Origin of the sequence: Pseudomonas fluorescens, from assembly GCF_001307155.1 — a bacterium.
In the GTDB taxonomy this organism is placed as follows: Bacteria; Pseudomonadota; Gammaproteobacteria; order Pseudomonadales; family Pseudomonadaceae; genus Aquipseudomonas; species Aquipseudomonas helvetica.
On record NZ_CP012830.1, the window covers coordinates 1,205,350 to 1,231,884 of the forward strand.

Annotated in this window: 18 protein-coding genes, 1 tRNA gene and 2 pseudogenes; 5 read left to right on the forward strand and 16 right to left on the reverse strand. The window is 59.9% G+C overall.

Annotated features, from left to right (window positions below):
* The first annotated feature begins 70 nt into the window (after window positions 1–70).
* Window positions 71–2,602, forward strand: a complete 2,532-nt coding sequence (locus AO353_RS05465) for a PepSY domain-containing protein (RefSeq protein ID WP_054594045.1) — start codon at window positions 71–73, stop codon at window positions 2,600–2,602.
* A gap of 90 nt (window positions 2,603–2,692) precedes the next feature.
* Here the strand turns inward: AO353_RS05465 and AO353_RS05470 are convergent, their stop codons facing one another.
* From AO353_RS05470 to ptsP, 4 genes are all read right to left on the reverse strand, one after another.
* The gene (locus tag AO353_RS05470) at window positions 2,693–4,234 is read right to left on the reverse strand and encodes an alkaline phosphatase D family protein (RefSeq protein ID WP_054594046.1); all 1,542 of its coding nucleotides are present in this window, start codon (window positions 4,232–4,234) and stop codon (window positions 2,693–2,695) included.
* A gap of 260 nt (window positions 4,235–4,494) precedes the next feature.
* Window positions 4,495–6,234: a PTS fructose-like transporter subunit IIB gene (locus AO353_RS05475; protein WP_054594047.1), complete on the reverse strand. Its 1,740-nt coding sequence runs from the start codon at window positions 6,232–6,234 to the stop codon at window positions 4,495–4,497.
* 11 nt (window positions 6,235–6,245) lie between these two features.
* A complete protein-coding gene (gene pfkB / locus AO353_RS05480) occupies window positions 6,246–7,187 on the reverse strand; it encodes a 1-phosphofructokinase (RefSeq protein WP_054594048.1) in 942 nt (313 codons plus the stop codon).
* A complete protein-coding gene (gene ptsP / locus AO353_RS05485) occupies window positions 7,187–10,048 on the reverse strand; it encodes a phosphoenolpyruvate--protein phosphotransferase (RefSeq protein ID WP_054594049.1) in 2,862 nt (953 codons plus the stop codon). Before ptsP ends, pfkB begins: the two co-directional genes overlap by 1 nt.
* Window positions 10,049–10,355: 307 nt before the next feature.
* Here ptsP and cra point away from each other — a divergent pair, with 307 nt between their 5' ends.
* The gene (cra, locus tag AO353_RS05490; RefSeq protein WP_054594050.1) at window positions 10,356–11,351 is read left to right on the forward strand and encodes a catabolite repressor/activator; all 996 of its coding nucleotides are present in this window, start codon (window positions 10,356–10,358) and stop codon (window positions 11,349–11,351) included.
* Between the two features lie 3 nt (window positions 11,352–11,354).
* On the forward strand, window positions 11,355–12,131 hold the full coding sequence (locus AO353_RS05495) for a TatD family hydrolase (RefSeq protein WP_054594051.1): 777 nt from the start codon (window positions 11,355–11,357) through the stop codon (window positions 12,129–12,131).
* A 142-nt stretch (window positions 12,132–12,273) separates the two neighbouring features.
* Here AO353_RS05495 and AO353_RS32040 read toward each other — a convergent pair whose 3' ends face one another.
* From AO353_RS32040 to AO353_RS05515, 5 genes and pseudogenes are all read right to left on the reverse strand, one after another.
* Window positions 12,274–13,203, reverse strand: coding sequence for a methyl-accepting chemotaxis protein (locus AO353_RS32040; RefSeq protein ID WP_371917628.1), 930 nt, complete (start codon window positions 13,201–13,203; stop codon window positions 12,274–12,276).
* Window positions 13,180–14,271 (reverse strand): annotated as a pseudogene (locus tag AO353_RS32045) (methyl-accepting chemotaxis protein); the annotation flags it as partial. The pseudogene AO353_RS32045 and the gene AO353_RS32040, both read right to left, overlap by 24 nt.
* A gap of 346 nt (window positions 14,272–14,617) precedes the next feature.
* Entirely contained in the window at window positions 14,618–15,454 is an 837-nt protein-coding gene (gene ampE, locus AO353_RS05505) for a regulatory signaling modulator protein AmpE (protein WP_054594053.1), read from the reverse strand.
* Window positions 15,451–16,011, reverse strand: coding sequence for a 1,6-anhydro-N-acetylmuramyl-L-alanine amidase AmpD (ampD, locus tag AO353_RS05510; protein ID WP_054594054.1), 561 nt, complete (start codon window positions 16,009–16,011; stop codon window positions 15,451–15,453). The genes ampE and ampD overlap by 4 nt, the downstream gene beginning before the upstream one ends.
* Window positions 16,012–16,100: 89 nt before the next feature.
* Window positions 16,101–17,189: pseudogene (locus AO353_RS05515) on the reverse strand (DUF1631 family protein); the annotation flags it as partial.
* 353 nt (window positions 17,190–17,542) lie between these two features.
* Between AO353_RS05515 and nadC the strand changes: the two are divergent.
* Window positions 17,543–18,391 (forward strand): carboxylating nicotinate-nucleotide diphosphorylase, encoded by an 849-nt coding sequence (nadC, locus tag AO353_RS05520; RefSeq protein WP_054594055.1) that lies wholly within the window; start codon window positions 17,543–17,545, stop codon window positions 18,389–18,391.
* Between the two features lie 38 nt (window positions 18,392–18,429).
* Here nadC and AO353_RS05525 read toward each other — a convergent pair whose 3' ends face one another.
* Window positions 18,430–18,735, reverse strand: coding sequence for a DUF6388 family protein (locus AO353_RS05525; RefSeq protein WP_054598178.1), 306 nt, complete (start codon window positions 18,733–18,735; stop codon window positions 18,430–18,432).
* 302 nt (window positions 18,736–19,037) lie between these two features.
* Between AO353_RS05525 and AO353_RS05530 the strand changes: the two genes are divergently transcribed.
* Entirely contained in the window at window positions 19,038–19,544 is a 507-nt protein-coding gene (locus AO353_RS05530) for a hypothetical protein (RefSeq protein ID WP_054594056.1), read from the forward strand.
* Between the two features lie 10 nt (window positions 19,545–19,554).
* Here the strand turns inward: AO353_RS05530 and AO353_RS05535 are convergent.
* The 6 genes from AO353_RS05535 to infB all read right to left on the reverse strand — a co-directional run bounded on the left by AO353_RS05535 (window position 19,555) and on the right by infB (window position 26,509).
* Window positions 19,555–19,630: transfer RNA gene (locus AO353_RS05535), tRNA-Thr, on the reverse strand.
* Between the two features lie 190 nt (window positions 19,631–19,820).
* Window positions 19,821–21,926 carry a polyribonucleotide nucleotidyltransferase gene (gene pnp / locus AO353_RS05540; protein ID WP_054594057.1) on the reverse strand — a complete coding sequence of 702 codons (2,106 nt, stop codon included), beginning with the start codon at window positions 21,924–21,926 and terminating at the stop codon, window positions 19,821–19,823.
* A 197-nt stretch (window positions 21,927–22,123) separates the two neighbouring features.
* Window positions 22,124–22,393, reverse strand: coding sequence for a 30S ribosomal protein S15 (gene rpsO, locus AO353_RS05545; protein ID WP_003197723.1), 270 nt, complete (start codon window positions 22,391–22,393; stop codon window positions 22,124–22,126).
* A 117-nt stretch (window positions 22,394–22,510) separates the two neighbouring features.
* Complete coding sequence (gene truB, locus AO353_RS05550; RefSeq protein WP_054594058.1) at window positions 22,511–23,428, reverse strand: tRNA pseudouridine(55) synthase TruB; 918 nt, start codon at window positions 23,426–23,428, stop codon at window positions 22,511–22,513.
* Window positions 23,429–23,431: 3 nt separating this feature from the next.
* Window positions 23,432–23,833, reverse strand: coding sequence for a 30S ribosome-binding factor RbfA (gene rbfA, locus AO353_RS05555; protein WP_019691795.1), 402 nt, complete (start codon window positions 23,831–23,833; stop codon window positions 23,432–23,434).
* A 159-nt stretch (window positions 23,834–23,992) separates the two neighbouring features.
* Complete coding sequence (infB, locus tag AO353_RS05560) at window positions 23,993–26,509, reverse strand: translation initiation factor IF-2 (RefSeq protein ID WP_054594059.1); 2,517 nt, start codon at window positions 26,507–26,509, stop codon at window positions 23,993–23,995.
* Between the last annotated feature and the right edge of the window lie 26 nt (window positions 26,510–26,535).

Sequence of the window (26,535 nt, forward strand, 5' to 3'; positions counted from 1 at the left end):
ACTCACGGCATAATGCGCGCCGTGACGTTTCTTATTGAACAAACAGTTTTAGACGAACAAGGCGGACGACGTGTTGAAGAAAACCCTGTTCCAGCTGCACTGGTTCTTCGGCATCAGTGCGGGTCTGGTGCTGGCCTTGATGGGCATTACCGGTGCGGCGGTGTCGTTTCAGGATGAGATCCTGCGGGCACTGAACCCACAGGTCCTGCAGGTCGAGAAGCAGGTGGCCGGCGTACTGCCGCCGGCAGATCTGGTGGCCAAGGTCGAGGCTGCCGAGGGCAAGAAAGTCGCGATGCTTTGGGTCGAAACCGAGAGCGGCTTTGCGGCGCGCGTGTTCTTCACCCCGCCGCCGGGCGAGCGCCGTGGCCAGATGCGCTACGTCGACCCGTACACCGGCGACTACATGGGCGATGCCGTCGGCCAGGACTTTTTTGGCCTGATGCTGCAACTGCACCGTTTCCTGGCGATGGGCGACACCGGCCGGCAAATCACCGGTGCCTGCACACTGATTCTGATTTTCTTCTGCCTGTCCGGGCTCTACCTGCGCTGGCCGCGTCAGGTGGCGAGCTGGCGTGCCTGGCTGACCCTCGATTGGGCGAAAAAAGGTCGCAGCTTCAACTGGGACCTGCACTCGGTCGCGGGCACCTGGTGCTTGCTGGTTTATTTGCTGGCAGCGCTGACCGGGCTGTCCTGGTCCTATGAGTGGTACAACAAGGGCCTGAGCAAACTGCTGTCGGACGCACCGCAAAACGAACGCGTCAGACAAGGGCGTGGTGCACCGCCACCGGCCGGCCCCCTGCCGACCGCCGATTACAACGCGATCTGGAGCAGCATCTACAGCGCCGCGGGGCCGGGCCTGAGCGCCTATAACGTGCGCATGCCACCGGTGGCCGGACAACCGGCGACTGTGTTCTATCTGTTGAAAAACTCACCCCATGACCGGGCGCTGAACCAGATCACGCTCGACCCGGCCACCGGTGTTATCAGCCGTCATGATCGCTACGGCGACAAGAGCTTCAAGGCGCAACTGTTGACCAGCATTTACGCGCTGCACGTCGGCAGTTACTTCGGCCTCGTCGGGCGAATTGTGCTGACACTGGCCTCGCTGACCATGCCGCTGTTCTTCATCACCGGCTGGTTGCTGTACCTGGACCGTCGACGCAAGCAACGCCAGATCAAAAACGCCCGCAAAGAGCTGATGCACACCACCAGCGATGTACCGGCATGGCTGATCGGCTTCGCCAGCCAGAGCGGTTTTGCCGAACAGTTGGCCTGGCAGACCGCCAGCCAATTGCAGGCTGCCGGGTTGCCGGTAAAGGTCCAACCGCTGGCGGCTGTCAGCGAGCAGGACCTGCGCGAGTCGAGCAATGCGCTGTTCGTGGTCAGTACCTTTGGTGACGGCGAAGCACCGGACAGCGCTCGTGGTTTCGAGCGCAAGGTGCTGGGTCGGGCGCTGAGCCTTTCGAGCCTGAACTACGCCGTGCTTGGCCTCGGTGATCGGCAGTATCAACACTTCTGCGGCTTTGCCAAACGCTTGCACAGCTGGCTTTCGGAACACGGTGGCACCACGTTGTTTGCCCCGGTGGAAGTCGACAGCGGCGACCCGTACGCCCTGCGCCATTGGCAGCAGCAACTCGGTCAACTGACCGGGCAGCCACCGGTCGATACCTGGAAAGCCCCGAGCTACAACAACTGGACCTTGAGCAAGCGCGAACTGCTCAACCCCGACAGCAGCGGCGCCGACGTTTACCTGCTGGGCCTGACGGCGCCCGACACCAGCAGTTGGCTGGCCGGCGACCTGGTTGAAGTGCTACCGCGCAATTGCCGGGGCGCGATTGAACAGTTCCTTGAAGGGCTGGGCATCGCCGGCAACAGTCGGGTGCAAATCAATGGCGTGCAGGAAACCCTGGAACACGCCTTGGCCAGCCGTCAATTACCCGAAAATCGCGTGCATCTGGTCGGCTTGCACGCTCAGGCGCTGGTCGACGCGCTGGTGCCATTGGCCATGCGCGAATACTCGATCGCCTCGATTGCCGCCGACGGCGTGCTCGAACTGCTGGTGCGTCAGGAATGTCATGCAGATGGACGTCTGGGCATCGGCTCCGGCTGGCTGACCGAATACGCGCCATTGGGTTCTGCCATCAGCCTGCGGGTACGGCGCAACAGCGGTTTTCATCTACCGGCAACGCCCGTACCGATGATTCTGCTGGGCAACGGCACCGGACTGGCTGGCCTGCGCAGCTTGCTCAAGGCACGAATTGCCGATGGCCAGACACGCAACTGGCTGCTGTTTGGCGAACGCAACCGCGAGCATGACTTCCTCTGTCGCGATGAGCTCGAGGGATGGTTGATCGAAAGCGATCTGGAGCGGCTGGACCTGGCATTTTCACGGGATCAGGCCGAGAAGATCTACGTTCAGGATCGCCTGCGCCAACGTGCCGTCGAGCTGAAAAAGTGGCTGGCGGACGGTGCATCGATCTACATCTGCGGCAGCCTGCAAGGGATGGCGACAGGCGTGGATCAAGTACTCAACGAAGTGCTCGGTGTTGATGAAGTCGAGCGGCTGATCGAGCAGGGCCGCTACCGCCGCGACGTCTACTGACAACAATCTCTGTAGGAGCCGAGCTTGCTCGCGATCGCGATCTCAAGGCCACCATCGCCGGCAAGCCGTGCTCCTACAGAATGCTTGTTTTCAAACCGGCTGCAATTTCTGCTCAAACACCGCCACGCCATCCAGGTCGCGCAGGATGACGCTCATTTCGGCGGTCTGGCCATCGATATTCACCTCGCCGAAAAACTGAAACCCGGCAAACGGTGAGGTGTTCTGCGCCGGTGGGGCTTTCTCGAACACCACTTCGGGGCCGAAGGTTTTATCCAGCGGATTGGGGCCGAAGCTGCCGGCATTCAAGGGACCTGCGACGAACTCCCAGAACGGTTCGAAGTCCTGAAACGCTGCACGATCCGGGTGGTAATGGTGAGCGGCGCAGTAATGCACATCGGCCGTCAGCCAGACGTAATTGCGCACCTGCTGCGCCCGCAAGAAACCCAACAACTCAGCGATCTCCAGCTCGCGGCCCTGGGCCGGGCCCGGGTCACCGTTGGCCACGGCTTCCCAGCGCGGCACGCCGGGGCTGACTTCGCCATCAGGCACGCCAAGACCAATCGGCATGTCGGCGGCGATGACTTTCCACTGCGCGCCGGAGTTTTTCAGTTCACGCTTGAGCCACTCCAGTTGCTCGCGTCCGAGGAAGGCTTTTTCGCCGCCGAGGTTGTCGTCGTTGGCCCCGCGATAGCTGCGCATGTCCAGCACGAACACATCCAGCAGCGGCCCGTAACCGAGCTTGCGATAGATCCGTCCGCCGTTGTCGGCGGCCTGCAAGCGCATCGGCGCGTATTCGAGCCAGGCTTGCCGCGCACGGCCGACCAGGCTGTGGATATCCTTGCTTTGGTAGCGCTCGTCGAGCTGTTTGCCCGGCGACCAGTTGTTCACCACTTCGTGGTCGTCCCACTGCCAGATCTGCGGCACCTCGGCATTAAAACGGCGGATGTTTTCGTCCATCAGGTTGTAGCGGTAGTTGCCGCGATATTCGTCGAGGGTTTCCGCGACTTTGCTCTTGGCTTCGCTGGTGATGTTGCGCCACACCCGACCGTTTTCGGTGGTCAGTTGCGCCGGCACCGGGCCGTCGGCGTAGATGGTGTCGCCGCTGTGGATAAAGAAGTCCGGCAGGCGCAAGCGCATCGCTTCGTAGATGCGCATGCCACCGATATCCGGGTTGATCCCGAAGCCCTGGCCGACGGTGTCGCCGCTCCAGACAAAACGGATGTCGCGACGGGTCTGCGGCACGCTGCGCAGGTGACCGAACCACGGTTCGCTGGCCACGCCGCTTTGGGCGTCTTCGAAGTACACGCGATAGAAGATCGCCTGATCGGCGGGCAGCCCGGTCAGCTCGACCCGGGCCGTGAAGTCGGTGCGGGCATCAGCCAACGGTGAGACGAAACGCCGAGGATTGCTGAACAGGCTGCGAGTGTCCCATTCCACGACCATCCGCGCCGGGCGGTCGCTGCGGCTCCAGATCATCGCCCGGTCGCCCAGCAGATCACCGGATTGCACGCCATCGGTGAGCTGTGGGCGATCCTTGACCGAGGCGATCACCGCCGGAGCCAGGCCAGGTAACAACAAACCGGCACCGACAGCCTGCATCACTCGACGGCGTCCCAAGTCGAATTCGCTCATGGAGTTCTCCCTAAAAGGAAAACTTAAACATGGCTACATGAATGCGCTGTGACACTCACCACCGAGTCCTCAAACGCCACGCCCCCCCGTAGCAGCTGGCGCAGCCTGCGTTCGGCTGCGAAGCAGTCGTGAAACCTGCGCCTGCGGTGAACCTGAAACTCCGCGTTACCTGATTCTACGACTGCTTCGCCCGAACGCGGACCGAGCCGAACGCAGGCTGCGCCAGCTGCTACGGATCGTGTGAGGCGCCCAGACCGGCATCAGGCGTTGGCCGGTTCCAATGCCAACTCGGCGACTTCGGGGCGTTTGACCGCGGCGTAAACCACCGCCGTCAACAGGCTCCCGGCAACAATCGCCAGCAGGTACAGCAGCGCATGGTTGATCGCATTCGGGATCAGCATCACGAACAGTCCACCGTGCGGCGCCATCAGCTTGCAGCCGAAATACATCGACAGTGCACCGGCCAGTGCACCACCGGCGATGCTTGCCGGGATCACCCGCAATGGGTCCTTGGCAGCGAACGGAATCGCCCCTTCGGAGATAAAGCACAGCCCCAGCACCAAGGCGGCTTTACCGGCTTCGCGCTCGGTCTGGGCAAACTTGCGCCGGGCGATGAACGTGGCGATGCCCAGGCCAATCGGCGGCACCATGCCAGCGGCCATGGTCGCGGCCATCGGCGCATAACTTTGCGACGCCAGCAGCCCCACCGAGAACGCATAAGCGGCCTTGTTGATCGGCCCGCCGAGGTCGACGCACATCATGCCGCCGAGCAATACCCCCAGCAGAATCGCATTGGTGGTGCCCATGCTGTCGAGGAAATGCGTCAGGCTTTCCAGCAGTCCGGCGACCGGTTTACCGACCACATAGATCATCACCAGGCCGGTGAACAGACTCGCCAGCAACGGGATGATCAGAATCGGTTTCAGCGCTTCCAGACTTTGCGGCAGACGCGCATAACGGTTGATCGCCTGCGCCGCGTAGCCGGCAATGAATCCGGCAATGATCCCGCCGATAAAACCGGCGCCCAGGGTACTCGCCAACAGGCCACCAATCATCCCTGGCGCCAGGCCAGGACGGTCAGCAATCGAATAGGCGATGTAACCCGCCAGCAACGGCACCATCAACTTGAACGCGGTATCGCCACCGATCTGCATCAGTGCCGCCGCCAGCGTGCCCGGCTCCTTGAACGCGGTGATGCCGAAGACAAACGACAGCGCGATCATCAAGCCCCCGGCCACCACCATCGGCAACATGAACGAGACGCCCGTCAGCAGGTGTTTGTAGACCCCGGTTTTCTCTTTCTTGGCCGGGCCTTGGACGCCGCTCGATGCGGTTTCTTGCTTGCCTTCGGCCAGTGCTTTGTTGAGTGTGGCCTCGGCCTGTTTCAGGGCGATGCCAGTGCCGCAGCGGTATATTTTCTTGCCGGCGAAACGCTCGGTGGCGACTTCGATGTCCGCCGCCAACAGCACCACGTCAGCATCAGCAATAGCTTGCGCGCTCAATGGATTACGGGCGCCGACCGAGCCCTGGGTTTCCACCTGCAAGTCATAACCCAGACGCTTGGCCGCCTGCTGCAAGGCTTCGGCCGCCATAAAGGTATGGGCGACACCGGTCGGGCACGCAGTGACCGCCACCAGACGCGGCGCGGTTTTGCTGACAGTTGCGGGTTCAACGACAGCTTGCGGGGCGACATAGATTTGGGCTTCTTCAGCACCACGGCGCAGCACTGCATCGACGTCTTGCAGGGCTTGGGACGGCGTGCTCTGGAACACCCGCTTGCCGACAAACCGCGACATATCCACAGTCCCGGTGCTGACCAGCAACACCCACTCGGCGTCTTCCAGGGTCGCGGCGGACAGTTGGCGCTCCGGGTGTGCGGCGTCATGCACTTCAACACTAGTGCTCCAGCCCTGACGCTGCGCGGCGGCATCGAGCAAACGCGCGCACAGCACACTGGTAACCATGCCATTCGGGCAGGCAGTAACAATGGCTAACTTCATGACCAACCCTCTTATTGTTCTGTCAGGAGGCGCACGCGCACCTCCTGTTCGAGCTGCGCCAGTTGCGCGGCGTCACCGATACCAAAACCGATCTGCGTAACGGCCATGGCGGCAATCGCCGTGGCGGTGCGCAAGGTTTGTTCTGGCGTATCGGCACTGAGCAAACCGTGGAGCATGCCCGCGAGCAATGAATCGCCGGCGCCCACCGTACTGACAACACTGACCCTGGGTGGTGTGGCGTGCATCGCCGAGCCGACACTGAACCAGTTAACGCCCTCGGCACCGTGGGAAATCACCACGTGTTCGATGCCATGAGCGTGCAAACGACTCGCCGCTTCGGCTTGTGCAGCCACCGAAATCGCCTCGCAGTCCAGCGCCTCGGACAGCTCTTCGGTGTTCGGTTTGATCAGCCACGGTCCCGCCGACAGCCCTGCGCGCAAGGCTTCGCCGCTGGTGTCGAGGGCGACTTTCAAACCCCGCGACTTGAGGCGCAACAGCAACCCGTGCAACCACTGTGCGCTGACGCCACGCGGCAAACTGCCGGCGACCACTACGGCGTCATGACCCAAGGTGATCTGATCCAGACGATCGAGCAACGCCTGCTGCGCAGCCGCACTGACCACCGGCCCTGGACCGTTGATGTCAGTGATGCGTCCGTCCGCTTCCGCCAGTTTGATGTTGCTGCGAGTCTCGCCGGGAACGCGGATGAAGGCGTCGACAAACCCGCGTTTGGCGAACAGCGCTTCGAACGCCTGAAGATTGTCCTCACCGAGAAAACCGCTGACCGTCAGCTGATGCCCGAGGTCTGCCAGCACCTGTGCCACATTGATGCCCTTGCCGGCGGCGTGGGTGTGCATGGCGTCGCTGCGATTGACCTGACCAGGTTCCAGATGCGGCAACTGAACGGTGAGGTCCAGCGCCGGGTTGAGGGTCAGGGTTAGGATTTTGGCCATTACAGAGCCTCCACTAATGCGCGCACTTCATTCGCGCTGCCCACGGCCAGAGCCAGTTGGGCCAGATGTTTTACCTGCGCAAGACTCAGCTCACGAACCCGTGCCTTGACCTCGCCGATGCTGCGCGCCGAAACGCTCAACTCATCCACCCCCAGGCCGACCAACACCGGTACCGCCAGCGGGTCTGCCGCCAGTTCGCCGCACACGCCAACCCATTTGCCATGAGCATGGGCGGCGCGCACCGTGATGTCGATCAGTTGCAACACCGCCGGGTGCAAGCCATCGGCCTGGGCCGACAGGGTCGGATGACCGCGATCGATGGCCAGGGTGTATTGGGTCAGGTCATTGGTCCCGACGCTGAAAAAATCGACTTCCTTGGCCAGAACCGGCGCCAGCAAAGCCGCCGAAGGCACTTCGATCATGATCCCCAGTTGCAGGTCGGCCACCGGGATTTCCAGACGCAGGCGCTCGGTCATATCTCGCGCCTGACGCCATTCATCGACGCTGCCGACCATCGGGAACATGATCCGCAACGGTCGGTTGTCAGCGGCGCGCAGCAAGGCACGCAACTGCGCTTCCATGATCTGCGGACGTTGCAAGGTCAGGCGAATGCCACGCACGCCGAGGAACGGGTTTTCCTCCTTGGCAATCGGCCAATACGGCAACGGCTTGTCACCTCCAACGTCCAGGGTCCGCACCACCAGCGGCCGCCCGGCCAGGCCATCGAGCACCCGACGGTATTCGACTTCTTGAGTGGCTTCGTCCGGCGCTTGCTGGTGGGCCATAAAAATCAGTTCGGTGCGCAGCAGACCAATCCCTTCAGCACCCTGCTCCACCGCGCTGACCACGCCTGCGCTTTCGCCAATGTTGGCGAACACTTCGACCGCATGGCCGTCAGTGGTCAGCGCCGGTTGGTGACGCTGGGCCGCGGCCGCTTGCAGGCGTTGTTCGCGGTTGTCACGTTCTTCGGCGGCACGCTGCAACGTCGCCGCATCGGCGTCGACATGCAGCCGACCGCGCTGACCATCGAGCAGCAATGGCGTGCCCGAAGCCAGCCGCAACACCGCCGCGCCAGCACCAACCAGCGCCGGAATGCCCAAGGCCCGAGCGACAATCGCGCTGTGGGCGGTGGCACCACCGCGTGCGGTAAGAATGCCGGCCACCCGCGTTGGATCAAGGCGCGCGACATCCGATGGACCCACTTCATCCATTACCAGGATGTACGGCTGATCCGGTTCGCTCGGGGTTTCGATGCCGCACAGTTGCGCGAGCACCCGTCGACCGATATCGCGCAAGTCCGCTGCTCGCTCGGCGAGCAAGGCATCCTGCAAGGATTCCTGTTGTCTGGCTGCCGCGTCGATCACCGCCATCCACGCCGCTTCAGCGCTTTCGCCTTGCTTGAGGCGAGTGTCGACTTCGTCGGTCAGTTCCGGGTCGTCGAGCATTTCCTGGTGGGTGATGAAAATCTCTCGGATGGCCTTGGCCTTGCTGCGCTGGATCAACCCTTCGATGTCGCGACGGACATCGGCCAGGGATGTTTTCAGACGCTCGCGCTCGATCGCCGTGGACTCGCCCCGCAACGGGTAATCGATCGCTTGCAGCACCTGAATATGTGCAGGACCAATGGCAATCCCTGGTGCAGCAGCGACGGCCTGAATCACGCAACCGGAGGCTGGAGCAACCACGACGTCAGTAATTTCGTCGATGACCTCGCTCTGTGCACTCACCGTCGGCAACGGTTCGATGTCTTCGCCCAGGCCTTCTTCAATAGCCCTCAGCAGCGCCGGCAACGCATCGGCGGCGATGCTCGGCTCGGCAATCAACTCCAACACCTGGCCGCGACGAGCACCGAGGCTGAGCAGTTTGCTCAAGCTCTTCACCGACACCGCGCTGTCCTGACCGTCGACAATGCGGATGCGGATCTCGCCTTCAAAACTTTTCGCCAACTGCGCAAGGATCTTCGCCGGCCGCGCGTGCAAGCCATGGGCGTTGGCCAAGGCAATACGAGCGCTCGGCCAATCGGCCGGCAATTCACCGCCGAGCACTTCCAGCACCGCACGCCGGCTGGTGGCGCGACCGAGCTCGTGACCACGACCTTCAATCAGCAAGGCGCAAAGACGTTCGAGCAAGGCCTGATGCGCCTCGCCAAGGCTGGCCAGACAGAACAGCCCGCTCAGTGGCTGGCCGAGGTAACGAATCGGTTTGTCCGGGGTGACGAAGGCCAGGCCGGGGCGCTTGACCGTTTGTTCGCTGTGCAGCCACCACAGGCCATCACCCAACGGCAGCGCTTCGACCTGCTGCAATACCGCCGAAAAACCATTGCTCACGCAGTCGGCCTGACGCAACAACCGTGCGCCACGCCAGACCAGCTCTTCGAAGTCGTCGGCGGAGACGCCCAGGCCGATCATTTGTGCATCCAGCGCCAGTTCTTGCGGTGCACCTTGCAGCAGTTTCAGCAAGGCTTCGGCGCTGCTGGCGCGGCGCAAGGCCTGGCCCAGATCGGTTTCACCGAGGGCGCGGGTCAGCAATTGCAGCAGGCGCAAATGCTCGTCGGATTTGGCCGCGATACCAATCGCCAGGTAGACGATGTGGCCGTCGCCCCAATCCACCCCTTCGGGGAACTGCAGCAAACGCACGCCGGTGGTGTGCACCAGATCGCGGGTATCGGGGGTTCCGTGGGGGATCGCAATACCTTGGCCGAGAAAGGTCGAACCCTGGGCTTCACGCGCCTGCAAGCCGCTGAGGTAACCCTCGGCCACCAGGCCATCGTTAACCAGCGTGTCGGCCAGCAAATGCAATGCGGCGGCTTTATCCACAGCCGACTGGCCCATGGATATCTGCTCTATGGTGAGCTCGAGCATGCTTTCTCCTTTTTGGCGCGGGGTCGCGCCAGGTATTGTTTTGATTGAATCAGTTTAGGCTTTATTCAGAGCACTCTTTTTCAGAGCATCCTTTGTCGGTTTCGCGGCAGAACCGGCAAAAAGAGCCAATAGCGCAGAAAATACGCTTGCTGAAACGTTTAATCTAGATGAGTCTGCACGTTACTCGATAATCTCCCAACCTTGAAGTCCAACTTGTCGGATGCGTTGCGACATTAGTCGCCTGCCGTAATCGGGTAGGATTGGACAAAATGTCGGGGCAAGCTCGAAAAAACAAGGAAATCCCGGGTTGAAACTCAGTGATATTGCCCAGTTGGCCGGTGTGTCTGTCACCACCGCCAGCTATGTCATCAATGGCAAGGCCGAACAGCAGCGCATCAGCAACGCCACCGTCGAGCGCGTGCGCGCGGTGGTCGAGCAACATGGCTTTACGCCTAATCCTCAAGCGGCCGGGTTGCGCAGTCGGCACACCCGCACCCTGGGTTTCATTCTGCCGGACCTGGAAAACCCCAGTTACGCGCGGATCGCCAAGCTCCTCGAACAGGGTGCCCGGGCGCGTGGCTATCAGTTGCTGATTGCCAGCTCCGACGATGCACCGGACAGCGAGCGCCAGTTGCTCAAGCTGTTTCGCGCACGGCGTTGCGATGCATTGATTGTCGCCAGCTGCCTGCCGGCCGGTGATGACAGCTATCGCCAGTTGCAGGCCAAGGGCTTGCCGATCATTGCCATTGACCGGGTCATGGAGCCTGAGCATTTTTGCTCGGTGATCAGCGATGATCGCGAAGCCAGCCTGAACCTCACCCGCAGCCTGTTGCAGCCAGAGCCCAAGCAGATTGCGCTGATCGGTGCGCGGCCCGAGCTGAGCATCAGCCAGGAGCGTGCGGCCGGCTTCAAGCAGGCTTTAGTCGACTTCAAGGGTGACGTCCTGATCGAACACGGCGAGGCATTCAGCCGCGACTGCGGCCGACAGCTGATGGAAGAATTACTGCAACGCCTTGGCCACTTGCCCGATGCGCTGGTGACGACGTCCTACGTGCTGCTTCAAGGCGTGTTCGATGCTTTGCATGACTTCCCGTTGAAAACCCGCCCGTTGCGCCTCGGCACGTTTGGCGACACACAGCTGCTGGACTTCCTGCCGCTGCCGGTCAACGCCATGGCCCAGCAGCATCAACTGATCGCCGACAAAGCGCTGCAACTGGCGGTCGCGGCGATTGAAGAAGCCCATTACCAACCCGGTGTGCAAGCCATCGCGCGGACCTTCAAACAGCGTATTCGCCAGGACTGAAACGTGGAGCTGATCGACAGCCACACTCATCTGGACTTCCCGGACTTCGACCCGGACCGTCAGGCGCTGCTGGCTCAATGCCGCGCCTTGGGTGTGAAGCGGATGGTGGTGCTGGGGGTTTATCAGCGCAATTGGCAGCGGGTCTGGGACCTGGTGCAAAGCGATCCTGACCTGCATGCCGCGTTTGGCCTGCATCCGGTCTATGTCGATGAGCATCGTCCCGCTGACCTGACCGAGTTGGCGGACTGGCTGACGCGTCTGGCCGGCCATCGGCAACTGTGCGCCGTGGGCGAAATTGGCCTGGATTACTTTCTTGAGGAACTGGACCGCGAACGTCAGCAAGCGCTGTTTGAAGCACAGCTGCAACTGGCGGCAGACTTCCAGTTGCCGGCGCTGCTGCATGTGCGGCGCAGCCATGCGGCGGTGATTGCGACCTTGAAACGCTTCAGGCTCAAACGCGCCGGCATCATCCACGCCTTTGCCGGCAGCCAGGAAGAGGCCCGCGAATACCTCAAGCTCGGTTTCAAACTGGGATTGGGCGGCGCGGCAACCTGGCCACAAGCCTTGCGCATGCACAAAGTAATCGCCGGTTTGCCGCTGGAATCGGTCGTGCTGGAAACCGATTCACCGGACATGGCGCCCGCCATGTACCCCGGACAACGCAACAGCCCTGCTCACCTGCCGGCGATTTGCGCGGCACTGGCGCAGATCATGGCCATCAGCCCCGAGCAACTGGCCGCTGCCAGCACCGCCAACGCCTGCGAGCTGTTCAACTGGTAATAACTGACAGCACAAAACACCTGTGGGAGCGAGCCTGCTCGCGAAAGCGGTTAGTCAGTCACATCGATGTTGGATGTGACAACGCCTTCGCGAGCAGACGGAACGCCGCCCGGCTGCTCCCACATTTATTCGTGGTGAGACTTCAAACCCGAAACGCGCTGATCAAGTGCTTCAACTGCACCACTTGGGCCGACAGTGCACGGCTGGCATGCTCGGTCTGGTGCGCACCTTCGGCGGTGCGCTCGCCGGCCCGGTTGATCTCGACAATGTTCTGGTCGATATCATGGGCCACCGCGGTTTGCTGTTCGACTGCCGCGGCAATTTGCTGGTTCTGATCGACGATCATACCCACCGCCCCCAGGATGTTTTCCAGGGCTTGCTGGACCTTCTCCGACTGACCAACCGTGCCGCTGGCCATCTGGTGACTGACGCCCATGGCCTTCACGGCGGCGCCAACGCCACCGTGCAGCCTGGTAATCATCTGCTCGATTTCTTCGGTCGATTGCTGGGTCCGTTTGGCCAGGGTGCGGACCTCATCGGCCACCACCGCAAAGCCTCGTCCCTGCTCACCTGCACGGGCAGCCTCAATGGCCGCGTTGAGTGCCAACAGGTTGGTCTGCTCGGCGATGCTCTTGATCACTTCCAGCACGCGACTGATGGACTGGCTGTCGCTGGCCAGTTGATTGATCACCCGCACTGACGAGTCGATCTCGCTGGCCAGTTGCGCAATGCTGCCTTGTTGCGACTCGACCAAGCTGCGACCGCTAATGGTTTCATCGTTGACGCTGTGGGCACTGCTGACGGCAGCCGCCGCACTGCGTGCAACTTCCTGAGCGGTGGCCGACATCTGGTTCATCGCCGTGGCGACTTGTTCGATCTGCGTACGCTGACCGGCCACCGCCTGATTGCTCCGGGCCGATACCGTTTCCACCTGACTCGCCTGACGCTCCACTTCGTTGACGGTCTTGCCGACCAACTCGATCAGGTCATGGATCTTCGCCACGGTGCCATTGAAGACGTTGCCCAATTCACCCAACTCATCACGGCTGTGAGCGGTAAACGTGATGGTCATGTCACCGGCCGCCACCTTGTCCATCACTCCGCCGAGACGCTTGAGGGTGGTGCGGGTGGAGGCATAGAAGCCGCCGTAGAGATAAAAAATCAGCACGAACACCACCGACAGTGCCACCGTCTGCAACACCATGTGCGTGCGGTTCTGTTCCAGGCGTTGCTGCAATTGAACGCCAAGAAACTTAAGCGTCGCGTCATTCAATTGATAGGTCTTGTCCATCAGCCCGGTGACCTGATCGTAAAAACCCTGCCAGGGTTTATCGAGGGTATCGGCCACCACCACTTGCTCTTCAAACAGCTCGCTGGCCTGCTTGAGCGTGGCTTTGCTGGCATTGGCCGAGGGTTCCAGCACCTCACGCGCCGCTTTGCCGGCCGCCAGTGCGTCCTGCAACTTCAAGGTGTATTCGGCCTGAAGCTTGTCGATCTGCGCCAGCAACTCATCGAATCGGGTGCTCGAAGCGGAGTTGAGAAACCCCTGCCCCAGCGAGTAGGCCCCCATCGCCCGGCCTTCGCCGAGGGTTTGCGTCACACGCGGGGTAACGTTGGTGATCAGCTCACTCAATTGGCGTAGATCACTCTGGTTGTCACGACTCAGGCCGGCCTGGCTGGCGATGATCTGGCTGAAAATCTGTGCGTTGCCGAGCAGTTTGCCGATCAGCGCACTTTTGCTTTGCACAGACGTCTCCGCTTGTTGAGCCTTGAACGCTGCAATCATTTCATCGCGCTTGCCATCAAAAACGCTGACCTGCTCAGGATCGATGGTCGTCGCGGTCAGGCTTTGCAGGCGTGTTAGCACGCTCTGCTCAAGGGCGCTGATTTTCGATTCGGTATCGCCCGCCTTGCCAGACTGGCCGAGGGTAGCGTTGATCTGTACCAGGTTGTTCAGGGTTTCCAGATCCCGCCGCAGCGTCAGCCCACCGCCCAACAGATCGAGGCTTTGCAACTCGACCTGGGTGCCCTGGAACTCGCGATACGAATCCCGAACCAGATAGAAATTGGTCACCAGCATGGGGAAGAAAAACAGCACGCTGATCAGGCTGAACTTCATGCCGAAGCTCAGGCGATTCATCAGCGCAACGGCGGGATAGAGCAAACTCTTCACGGACGTCCCCCTTTCATTTCTTATTTTTTTGGGCAGGCACGCAGATGCAGCAGATAGCCACTATGGCGCGCTGCTTCTGTATAGCTCAAATCGAAAGGGGGTTTTGTAACTTAAGGTTAACGACTCGAACGCGATCACTCAGGCCGGAAGAAAAACCTGTGGCGAGGGGGCTTGCCCCCGCTGGGGTGCAAAGCGCCCCTAAAATCGAAGTACGCGGTTCGTCAGGAGAAGTGAGTCAACCGGTTTTACGACTGCTCTGCAGCCGAACGGGGGCAAGCCCCCTCGCCACAAAAGCGTTCGCCACACAGCTGGATCAGGGCAGCACGGTCCAAATGGCAAACCCGGCATACCAGACCACCGCCGCTCGCAGCAGCAGTTCCCAGATCTGATCCAGGTTTTGAACCCCTTCAGGCCCCGCCACTGGTGCCGGAATCTCACCCGCTACCACGCCGACGTTCTCGATCAACTGCGCGGCGCTGATATTCCAGTTCAACAATTCATGGAGCATCACCCGGCTGACCGCGACGAAGTTACCGACCAAAGCAAAACTCGCTGCCAGCAAGCGCACCGGCAGCCAGTCAAAGGCATGTCGCAATTGTGCGGCGCGCTCGACCACCGCCGGGTTCTTGCCGTGCTCGGCCGCCAGGGCCAGCAAGCGATAACTCAGGGCCGCCACCGGACCGAGCAGGAAGTACCAGAAAATCACCGCAAAAAAACTCTGATAAGCCTGCCACAGCAAATGGGCTTGAACCTTCTGCAGCAATTGCTCGCCGCTGTCGGCGCAAATATCCAGGTCACGTTTGGCGACAAGCGCCGCCGCTTGCAGGTCTTCCCGGCGCCAGGCATCACGAAACGGTCCCAGGCCGCCGAGCAAATCACCACGGCCCAGGCTGTAAATCACCACCAGCAAGTGCACCGGCAGGGCCAACAAGCCATAGGCCACCGGCTCCAGTACCAGCAGCAAAAAGCCGAGTAACGCCACAGGGAAGAGCACCAGCAATGCCAGCACCAGCCAGGGCCGATTCGCAAGCTTCGGGCTGGCTTCATACTTGGCCAGCTCCCGCAGCCATCCACTGTCGCGCTGAACTTGATGACGCAAGGCCGAGAACTTCTCGATCCAGACCGCCAGCAGTAACACCAGAAAACTCATTGTGCTTCCCCTTTTTCCAGAGCCCCGCGATAGCGTGCCCAGTCGAACGCCGGTCCCGGATCAGTCTTGCGTCCGGGGGCGATATCGCTATGCCCCTGGATACGTGAATGGGTGATGGCTGTAAACGTAGACTGCAATTGGCGGGTCAGGGCAATCAGCGCGTGATATTGAGCCTCGGTGAACGGCAGATCGTCAGTGCCTTCAAGCTCGATGCCAAGGGAGAAATCGTTACACCCTTCACGCCCCTCGAACCGGGACACGCCTGCGTGCCACGCCCGATCAAGACAAGAGACAAACTGTGTGATCGCGCCGTCACGCTCGATCAGAAAATGCGCAGACACGCGCAAGTCGGCAATCCCTTCAAAGTAGGGGTGCTCGGTGACATCCAGGCGGTTCTGAAAAAATTCCTGCACCTTGCCCGTCGCGAACTGCGCCGGAGGCAGGCTGATATTGTGGATTACCAGCAAGGAGATTTCGCCCGTGGGGCGCGCATTGAAGTTGGGTGACGGGCAATGGCGCACGCCTTCAAACCAACCGCTCGCGGGGTCCAACTGCATACAGGCTCCTTCAATGACGGCTCTGACGGGCTCCAGTATGCCGTGATCACCCCTCAGGTTGCGATCACTTGCCGCAATTGAGGGGCGGCGAGAATGAATTCGAGGAGCATCGCGATCAGATTGATCACATCCTCGTCCGCTACCCCGACCACCCGAGAGTTGCCACTTTTGACGCTGACCCGGGTCAGCAACTGTTCAAGCTGATTGCGCAGGTCAAAATCATCCTGGGCGCCAGGGGCCGGCACGTATTGCTGCAAGTGCGAGAGCAGGCGCAGCAGATCGCGGGTCGAGATGGGCTGGCTCTGGGCGCTGGCTTCGAGGGTCGGCGCAACATTGTCGCGCACGGGGTACAGCAACGCCTGCAAGGTGGCGAAGACTTCTTGCACGCTTTTATCGTCGTGCGTGCTGTTGGATCTGACGCCCGACTCGCTGGACTCCGCATGAACACTGGCCGCCGCCCGGCCCGTGACACGACGTGCGGGGGCGGTCTTGAGTTCAGGCAGAACGCCAGTGGCGATCAGCAATTGGTTGGCTTGCGCATAGAGCTGATCGGCATCGCTGAGCACATAGCGTTCGAACAATTTGAGGATGATCAGCTTGACCTTGATCTCCACCCCCAGATTGCGTCCGGCCTGCAAAAAATACTCGCAGAGCATCGCCGGCCCCATGGGATTGCGCGAATCATCCAGGGGCTTGCCCAGCAGAGAGCTCAGGCGCGCGGTCAGCTGTCCAAGGGCAAAGCCGTCCCGGTTGAGCGCCTTGGCGACCATGGCTTCAAGCGCCGCTTGCCGCTCAGGCTGGTCATAGGGGAGTTCGATCGAAGGGTCTGGATTCATCGCCAACGGCAAGGCGGCGTGAGTCGGGTCGTACTGGATGAGGCCGGCAAAGGCCTCGAAGAAAAGCTCGTGAAAGCCGCGCTCGATGTTTTTGCGCTTGAGGCGCAAATCGCGCATGGCTTCAAAGAAGATGTTCTGCTCGACATTGGTCTGTGCCCGGTCAGCCATTTCGAACAAGGTGTCGTCGGCATTATCAAACATCTCCTGCAAACCAAGCCTGAGTTGTTGCGCAGCCTTGTCGCGAACCTGAAGCAGAATCACCGGCAGGCGGGCGAGCGGCGATGGATTCGCCTGACCGGTAGCGGCCTTGTGCAAAGGCACTACATTCCCGTCGTTGTGCATCCAAGCCTCCTGCAAAGGGGGGATTCCTCCATTCAATGTGAAGCGACAAACGCACACGGCCGGCTCACAACGCAATCGTGATGCACCGCGCTGCATTTCAAGTGTCGGGAAGCCAAAGAAACGTCAAGGCCATGACGTCAAACGCAAGGCGCGATTATCTGCAAAAGACCTCCCGAGTGCCAGCAGACTCTGCATCGGCCCATGAAACAGCGCCCGATCACAGATCGGCATGCAGGGGTAATGCGGGCGAGTCGACCAAGTACAGGTTTTAGAACCTGCTGAAAGTGCTGGGCGTCTTGGGTTCGCTTGCAGCATGGCCCTATAATCGAGCCACTTTGTTTGTGGAGCCCGTTATGCCGAATCTACGCCTCGCCGATTTGACCGCCGAAATCGAAGCCAACGTGCGCCGTGCGTTGCTTGAAGACATCGGCAGCGGCGACATCACCGCACAATTGATCCCGGCCGAACGCCTGGCCAAAGCCACGATCATTACCCGTGATGCGGCCGTCATCAGCGGCACCGCTTGGGTCGACGCGGTGTTCCGGCAACTGGACCCGCGCGTTGCGGTGCACTGGCAAGTGCGCGACGGTGAGCGCGTGAACCCCAATCAGGCGTTGTTTCACCTCGAAGGCCCCGCCCGTTCGCTGCTGACCGGCGAGCGTAGTGCGCTGAATTTTCTGCAACTGCTTTCCGGTGTCGCCACTCGTGCGCAATACCTGGCCGACTTCGTTGCCGATACTCAGGTGAAACTGCTGGATACCCGCAAAACCCTGCCTGGGTTGCGATTGGCGCAAAAGTACGCCGTGACCTGCGGCAGCTGTCACAACCACCGCATCGGCCTGTACGACGCTTTTCTGATCAAGGAAAACCATATCGCTGCCTGCGGCGGCATCCCTCAAGCCATCGCCGCCGCGCACAAGATCGCGCCGGGCAAACCGGTGGAGATTGAAGTGGAAAGCCTGGAGGAGCTCAAGGAGGCCCTGGCGGCGGGCGCCGACATCATCATGCTCGATGAGCTGAGCCTGGACGACATGCGCGAAGCCGTGCGGCTGAATGCCGGCAAGGCGAAACTCGAGGCCAGCGGTGGCGTCACCGAAAGCACCTTGCGGCCAATCGCCGAGACGGGCGTGGATTACATCTCGATTGGCGCGATGACCAAGGATGTGAAGGCTGTAGACCTGTCGATGCGCTTGAGTCTCTGACAAAAAGAAACGCCAGCCTCATGAGGCTGGCGTTGCTTTCAAACCACCAGATTGTTCATCTCGCAGTATTCTTCCCACTCGACGCCCAGCACCTCGGCTGCTTCCTTGTGCAACGCAAGGCGCGTCGCCTCGTATTCTTCCGGCGTTGAGGTGTACTTGAGCGTCAGCTCCCAAGGCTGCAAGCCCTGCGCTTCTGCCTCGTCCTCGAACGCCCACTGAATCTGATCTTTCTGATCGTCGGCGCTCAGGTTCTTGATCTCTTCCATCAGTTCCGGCGCATCAAGCATGTACTTCTTGAGGGCCTCTTCGTGTCTTTGTTCTTGAGTCATTTCGTTCACGGTCATGGCGTTCTCGCTGATCATGGGAATGGAAGATGGATCTGGATCATCAAGGATCTCTCTGACGCAGAAAACCGTTTGAAGCCCGGTTTATCTGGCCTTCAGAACCATTCGGGATCATCTGAAAACTGCTGGGCGATGCTCATGCAGGCACCGAATATAGGACGTTTGGCCCGCGAATTACACGGCTCTTTACATCTATTCCACAAAAAGTTTCACGCAGGGTGCGTCGAGAGCCTCGGGAACATAATTTCAAATCCAAAGTCATAGCGATGTGCCATATCGGTACTTCACAAGGAACCTCAGTGATGCGCAGTTTTTCGAAGCTTTCCTCTGTTCTGTCCGCCAGCGCAATGACCGCCCTGCTGGGTGTCCTGACTTTGCCAGGCACCGCAATGGCCAGCATTGAGCTGAGCAACAGCGGTCCGTCTTACGATGACAAACTCTCCGCCATCCACTATGAATACGGCAAGGACGTTCTGGTCAAAAGTGATTTCCGCATCGACGAACTGAAAAAGATGCAGGAAACCATCAACAACCAGACGCGCCAGATCGAAGAACTCAAGCGCAGCAGCGGTTCCAGCTCAAGCTCCAGCAGCAAGGAGATCGACGACCTCAAGAGCAAGGTCAAAGAGCAGGAACGTGATCTGGATAAGCTCGGTCGGCAGGTGGAAGACCTCAAGCGCAACAGCGGCTCCAGCTCCAGCTCGAACAGCAGCGAGATCTCGAACCTGAAACGGACCATCAGCGATCAGGATCGTGCGATGGATCAGCTCAAACGTACCGTCGAGGAGCTGAGTAGAAAGGTGAAATAACAGGGGGAAGTGGTGCCCGAGACAGGAATCGAACCTGCGACCTTCGCGTTACGAGTGCGCTGCTCTACCGGCTGAGCTACACGGGCGGTGGGCTAAAGCTAGCACTGAGTTTGGGGTCGGGCAACCTGGACAAGCGCCTCATTTTTCACGGATTTGCTCTGAGCCTCTGTAGCAGCTGGCTTCGCCAGCTGCTACAAGGGCGCATTTACTGCACACAGCAAAACGCCCCGAACCAGTCGGGGCGTTTGCTTGTTCAGCGCTTAAGCTGCGGGGTAATTAAACGCCCGAAGCCTTGGCTGCTGCTACGTCTTTGATGGACAGCTTGATACGGCCGCGGTTGTCCACGTCCAGTACCAGTACTTCCACTTCCTGGCCTTCTTTCAGGATGTCGGTCACTTTCTCAACGCGAGCGTCGCTCAGCATGGAGATGTGAACCAGACCGTCCTTGCCCGGCAGGATGTTGACGAATGCGCCGAAGTCGACGATGCGCTCAACTTTACCGACGTAGATCTTGCCGATTTCAGCTTCAGCGGTGATGCCCAGAACGCGCTGACGAGCGGCTTCAGCGGCTTCCTTGGTTTCGCCGAAGATCTTGATCGAGCCGTCGTCTTCGATATCGATCGAAGCCTTGGTCTCTTCACAGATCGCACGAATGGTCGCGCCGCCTTTACCGATAACATCACGGATTTTGTCGGTGTCGATTTTCATCGCGATCATGGTCGGAGCATTTTCCGACAGCTCGGTACGCGACTGGGCAATGATCTGGTTCATCTGGCCGAGGATGTTCAGGCGCGCTTCCAGGGCTTGGCCCAGAGCGATTTCCATGATTTCTTCGGTGATGCCTTTGATCTTGATGTCCATCTGCAGCGCGGTAACACCTTTGGAGGTACCGGCTACTTTGAAGTCCATGTCGCCCAGGTGGTCTTCGTCACCCAGGATGTCGGTCAGGACGGCGAACTTCTCGCCTTCTTTAACCAGGCCCATGGCGATACCGGCAACCGGCGCCTTCATTGGCACACCAGCATCCATCAGTGCCAGGGAAGCACCGCAAACCGACGCCATCGAGCTGGAACCGTTGGATTCGGTGATTTCCGATACCACACGGATGGTGTACGGGAACACGTCGGCAGCAGGCAGCATGGCCTGAACCGAACGACGGGCCAGACGGCCGTGACCGATTTCACGACGACCAGCGCCACCCATGCGACCACACTCGCCCACCGAGAACGGAGGGAAGTTGTAGTGCAGCATGAACGGGTCTTTTTTCTCGCCTTCCAGGGTGTCCAGCAGTTGTGCGTCACGGGCGGTGCCTAGTGTCGCAACGACCAGAGCCTGGGTTTCGCCACGGGTGAACAATGCCGAACCGTGGGTCTTCGGCAGAACGCCAACTTCGATGTTCAGCGGACGTACGGTGCGGGTGTCGCGGCCGTCGATACGCGGCTTGCCGTTAACGATGTTTTCGCGAACGGTACGGTATTCGATTTCACCGAAAGCTGCTTTGACTTCGCTGGACGAAGGCTGGCCTTCTTCACCGGACAGCTTGGCAACAACCTGGTCTTTCAGTTCGCCCAGGCGAGCGTAACGGTCGGCCTTGACGGTGATGGTGTAAGCCTGGGAAATCGCGTCGCCGAACTCGGCACGGATAGCGCCCAGCAGTGCGGTGGCTTCAGGCTGAGGAGCCCAGGTCCAGGTTGGCTTGGCAGCTTCGGCAGCCAGTTCTTTAACAGCGTTGATCACAACCTGGAACTCGTCGTGAGCAAACAGTACTGCGCCCAGCATCTGGTCTTCGGTCAGCTCTTTGGCTTCCGATTCAACCATCAATACCGCTTCCGAAGTACCGGCAACGACCATGTCCAGGCTCGATGCTTTCAGTTGTTCGTAAGTCGGGTTCAGCAGGTAGCCAGTGCTTTCGTGGAACGCAACGCGGGCAGCGCCGATCGGGCCATCGAAAGGAATGCCGGAGATCGCCAGCGCAGCCGAGGTACCGATCATCGCAGCGATGTCCGGATCGGTCTTCTTGCTGGTGGAAACGACGGTGCAGACAACCTGCACTTCGTTCATGAAGCCTTCCGAGAACAGCGGACGGATCGGACGGTCGATCAGTCGGGAAGTCAGGGTTTCTTTCTCGGAAGGACGGCCTTCGCGCTTGAAGAAACCGCCAGGGATCTTACCGGCAGCGTAGGTTTTTTCCTGGTAGTGAACAGACAGGGGGAAGAAGCCCTTGCCTGGATCGGCTTGCTTGGCACCGACTACGGTCACCAATACGCTGACGTCGTCGTCAACGGTGACCAATACTGCGCCGGAGGCCTGACGGGCGATACGGCCAGTCTCGAGGGTAACGGTCGACTGACCGAACTGGAATTTTTTGATTACCGGGTTCACGGTGTCCTACCTTCTTTGTGGCTCTTGGGGGAACTGGTTTTCTTGCGAAATTCTTGGGCAATGCCGGGAATCGGCCCGACTTTGATTGTCCAGATAAAACTGTTGTCCAGATAAAACTTGAGGCTGGGAGCCTGCCATGCGCCGGCGGGAAACCCGCTGACGCACGACAGACAACCAACCTCTAGCGCAATCGCTTATTAGCGACGCAGACCCAGGCGAGCGATCAGAGCGCTGTAACGGCTCACGTCCTTGCCTTTCAGGTAGTCCAGCAGCTTGCGACGCTGGTTTACCATGCGGATCAGACCACGACGGGAGTGGTGATCTTTACCGTTGGCCTTGAAGTGACCTTGCAGTTTGTTGATGTTGTGGGTCAGCAGTGCAACTTGCACTTCTGGCGAACCAGTGTCACCAACAGCTTGCTGGTAGTCAGCTACGATTTGAGCTTTTTCTTGAACGTCGAGAGCCATGAGGCAATCCTTTTATCAGGAAACTGTTTCAAAGAAACAGCTTCAACAGGCCAGGGACAAATCCCTGTATCTAAAAATGAGTAGTGACCGTGCCTGTTAACAGCCACCCTCGTTCGGTCATTCTGACCGAATCAGTCGACGTGGCGCGATGCGCCCATCTTCGCTCACTTCACCGATACCGATGAAGCGACCATTGTGATCCTGTACGCGTACCATACCGAACTTCGGTGCATCCGGGGCGCGTACCGGCTGGCCGTTTAGCCAGTAGAACGAGCTGTGCTCCGAGAACTGCAACAGTGGCCAATCCAGCAAGCCGCTGTCCGATGGCATCAGGAAGCGATCAACCGCTTCGTTGCCGCCTTCGGCATGTACTGCTTCCAACTCTTCCAGCGTGACCGTCTGGGCCAGGCTGAACGGACCGGCCTGGGTACGTCGCAACTGCGCAACGTAAGCGCCACAACCGAGTGCTTCACCAATATCCTCCACGAGGGTGCGGATATAGGTGCCTTTACTGCAATCTACGGCGAAGCGCGCAGTATCACCTTCAAAGGCCAGCAATTCCAAGCGCGCAATAGTAACAGAACGCGGTTCGCGCTCCACCACTTCACCTGCACGCGCCAACTTGTACAGCGGCTGACCGTCACGCTTGAGGGCTGAGTACATCGGCGGTATCTGACTGATTTGCCCACGAAATTTCGGCAAAACCGCTTCGATATCGGCGCGACAAACGGTCACCGGGCGCTCCTGCAAAACCTCACCTTCAGCGTCTGCCGTGGTGGTGGTCTTGCCCAATTGCGCCAGGGTTTCATAGCCCTTGTCGGAGTCGAGCAGGTATTGCGAGAACTTGGTCGCCTCACCGAAGCACAGCGGCAACACGCCGGTGGCCAACGGATCAAGACTGCCAGTGTGCCCGGCCTTCTCGGCATTGAGCAGCCAGCGAACCTTCTGCAAGGCCGCGTTGGAGGTGAACCCCAGCGGCTTGTCGAGCAGGATGATACCGCTGACGTTACGACGGATACGTTTGACCTGAGCCACCGATTACTCCTTGGTGTCTACGGGTTCTGCCGCAACCGGGTGCTGATTGTCTTCAGCCACGGCGCGTTCGATCAATGCCGACAGATGAGCGCCACGCACGACGCTTTCGTCGTAGTGGAAGTGCAGCTGAGGAACGCTGCGCAGCTTCATCTCGCGAGCCAACTGCATGCGCAGGAAACCGGCGGCCGAGTTCAACACCTTGATGCTTTGAGCGATATCGTCTGCGCTGTCCTGCCCCATCACGGTGATGAAAATCTTGGCGTGACCGACGTCACGGCTGACTTCAACAGCGGTAATGGTGACCAGGCCGACGCGCGGGTCTTTGACTTCACGACGGATCAGCTGTGCCAGCTCACGCTGCATCTGATCGCCGATACGTTGGGTACGGCTGTATTCTTTTGCCATGTCTTGTTACCTGTTACTGCCTCACGGTGAAACCCGTGTGGTCTGAAAGCGGCAAACGCCCGGCCTGACAGAAGCCAGACCGGGCGTTGCGTTTAGAGTCCGGGTGATGCGCCGTGCATTTGCATGCGGCTGCCCATCACGGCTCTTGAAGTGCGCGAGTTAGAGGCTGCGAGCAACCTGAACCTTCTCGAAGACTTCGATCTTGTCACCGACTTTGACGTCGTTGTAGCTCTTCACGCCGATACCGCATTCCATGCCGGCACGTACTTCGGAAGCGTCATCCTTGAAGCGGCGCAGGGATTCCAGCTCGCCTTCGAAGATAACGATGTCTTCACGCAGTACACGGATTGGACGGTTACGGTGCACAACACCTTCGATAACCATGCAACCGGCGATCGCGCCGAACTTCGGCGAACGGAACACGTCGCGGACTTCAGCGATACCCAGGATGTTCTCCCGAACGTCGCTGCCAAGCATACCGGTCAGGGCTTTCTTGACGTCTTCGATGATGTCGTAGATCACGTTGTAGTAACGCATATCCAGACCTTCCTGCTCGACGATCTTGCGAGCGCCAGCATCGGCACGCACGTTGAAGCCGAACAGTACAGCGTTGGAGGCCAGTGCCAGGTTGGCGTCGCTCTCGGTGATACCACCGACACCGCCACCGACTACACGCACTTGCACTTCGTCGTTACCCAGGCCGTTCAAGGCGCCGTTCAACGCTTCCAGCGAACCACGGACGTCGGATTTGAGGACGATGTTAAGCGTCTTCTTCTCTTCCTGGCCCATGTTCTCGAAGATGTTTTCCAGCTTGCCTGCGTGAGCACGAGCCAGTTTGACTTCACGGAACTTGCCTTGACGGAACAGAGCCACTTCACGGGCTTTCTTCTCGTCGGCAACCACGCTCATCTCGTCGCCAGCGTCCGGGGTACCGTCCAGGCCGAGAATCTCGACAGGGATGGAAGGACCGGCTTCCTTGATTGGCTTGCCGTTCTCGTCGAGCATGGCGCGAACGCGGCCATAGTTCGAACCGACCAACACCATGTCGCCTTGGCGCAGGGTGCCGTCCTGAACCAGAACGGTTGCAACCGGGCCACGACCTTTGTCGAGACGCGATTCAACCACGACACCACGGCCAGGAGCCGAAGGAGTCGCTTTCAGTTCGAGAACTTCAGCTTGCAGCAGAACAGCTTCGAGCAACTCGTCTACACCGGTACCGACTTTCGCCGAAACCGATACGAACGGAGTGTCGCCGCCCCACTCTTCCGAGGTCACGCCGTGAACCGACAGTTCACTACGGATGCGATCGAGATCGGCGCCCGGCTTGTCGATTTTGTTCACTGCAACAACCAGTGGAACACCAGCAGCCTTGGCGTGCTGTACGGCTTCAATGGTCTGCGGCATCACGCCGTCGTCCGCTGCTACCACCAGGATCACGATGTCGGTCGCCTTGGCACCACGAGCACGCATAGCGGTAAACGCGGCGTGACCCGGGGTATCGAGGAAGGTGACCATGCCGCGTTCGGTTTCAACGTGGTACGCACCGATGTGCTGGGTGATACCACCGGCTTCGCCAGCCGCTACCTTGGCACGACGGATATAGTCGAGCAGCGAGGTCTTACCATGGTCAACGTGGCCCATTACGGTCACGACTGGCGCACGGGAGAAGGCCTCACCTTCAAACTTCAGGGACTCGGCCAGGGAATCTTCCAGGGCGGTGTCGCTGACCAGGGTCACTTTGTGGCCCAGCTCTTCAGCAACCAATTGAGCAGTTTCCTGGTCAAGTACCTGGTTGATGGTCGCTGGAGTACCCAGTTTGAACATGAACTTGATGATTTCAGCAGCCTTGACCGACATCTGCTGAGCGAGATCGCCAACAGTGATGGTTTCGCCGATCTTCACTTCGCGCACGACAGGGCCGGTTGGGCTCTGGAAACCGTGGGCGTTGCGTTTCTTCAGCTTGGCCTTGCCGCGACCACCACGACGGAAGCCATCGCTTTCTTCGTCGGTAGTCCGTGGAGCAACGCGTGGAGCAGGCGCCTTTTCCTTGACCGAAGCGCGATGTGGAGCGTTTTTGCGCTCACCATCACCCGCGCCACGACGATTGTTATCGTCGGCGCGTGGTTTGTCCGGACGACGCTGTTCGTCGCGTTTGCGAGTGTCAGCCGCTGGCGCTGCTGCTACAACCGGTGCTTCACGCACTGGCTCGGCAACTGCGACAGGTGCTGCAACAGCTTCAGTAGAAGCAGATTGCACAGCAGCAGGCTGGCGACGCGCTTCTTCTTCGGCGCGACGCTTGGCTTCTTCTTCAGCCTTCTGACGTGCAGCATTTTCTACTGCGCGACGCTCTTCCAGCTCGCGTTTGCGCTCGGCTTCGATTTCTTCCGGGCTGCGCTGTACGAAGACTTTCTTCTTGCGTACTTCAACGCTGATGCTTTTGCTGCCAGCAACACGCAGGGTGCTGGTGGTTTTACGCTGCAACGTGATTTTGCGCGGTTCTTCCACTTTCGCCTTGTGGCTGCTTTTCAAGTGAGTCAGCAAAGATTGCTTCTCACTGTCGGTCACATGTTCCTCGGCGGCGGTGTGCGGCAGACCTGCCTCACGCATCTGCTGCAGCAGGCGCTCTACCGGTGTTTTGACCTCATCGGCCAGTTGTTTCACCGTGACTTGCGTCATGCACTTCTCTCCTCAGGCCGCGCCTA

Bases quoted from the DNA above. Each gene is read 5' to 3' on its own strand.
- AO353_RS05470 (WP_054594046.1), bottom strand. From the start codon at position 4,234: ATGAGCGAATTCGACTTGGGACGCCGTCGAGTGATGCAGGCTGTCGGT.
- AO353_RS05475 (WP_054594047.1), bottom strand. From the start codon at position 6,234: ATGAAGTTAGCCATTGTTACTGCCTGCCCGAATGGCATGGTTACCAGT.
- pfkB (WP_054594048.1), bottom strand. From the start codon at position 7,187: ATGGCCAAAATCCTAACCCTGACCCTCAACCCGGCGCTGGACCTCACC.
- ptsP (WP_054594049.1), bottom strand. From the start codon at position 10,048: ATGCTCGAGCTCACCATAGAGCAGATATCCATGGGCCAGTCGGCTGTG.
- AO353_RS32040 (WP_371917628.1), bottom strand. From the start codon at position 13,203: ATGACCATCACGTTTACCGCTCACAGCCGTGATGAGTTGGGTGAATTG.
- ampE (WP_054594053.1), bottom strand. From the start codon at position 15,454: ATGAGTTTTCTGGTGTTACTGCTGGCGGTCTGGATCGAGAAGTTCTCG.
- ampD (WP_054594054.1), bottom strand. From the start codon at position 16,011: ATGCAGTTGGACCCCGCGAGCGGTTGGTTTGAAGGCGTGCGCCATTGC.
- nadC (WP_054594055.1), top strand. From the start codon at position 17,543: ATGCCGAATCTACGCCTCGCCGATTTGACCGCCGAAATCGAAGCCAAC.
- AO353_RS05525 (WP_054598178.1), bottom strand. From the start codon at position 18,735: ATGACCGTGAACGAAATGACTCAAGAACAAAGACACGAAGAGGCCCTC.
- AO353_RS05530 (WP_054594056.1), top strand. From the start codon at position 19,038: ATGCGCAGTTTTTCGAAGCTTTCCTCTGTTCTGTCCGCCAGCGCAATG.
- rpsO (WP_003197723.1), bottom strand. From the start codon at position 22,393: ATGGCTCTCGACGTTCAAGAAAAAGCTCAAATCGTAGCTGACTACCAG.
- rbfA (WP_019691795.1), bottom strand. From the start codon at position 23,833: ATGGCAAAAGAATACAGCCGTACCCAACGTATCGGCGATCAGATGCAG.
- infB (WP_054594059.1), bottom strand. From the start codon at position 26,509: ATGACGCAAGTCACGGTGAAACAACTGGCCGATGAGGTCAAAACACCG.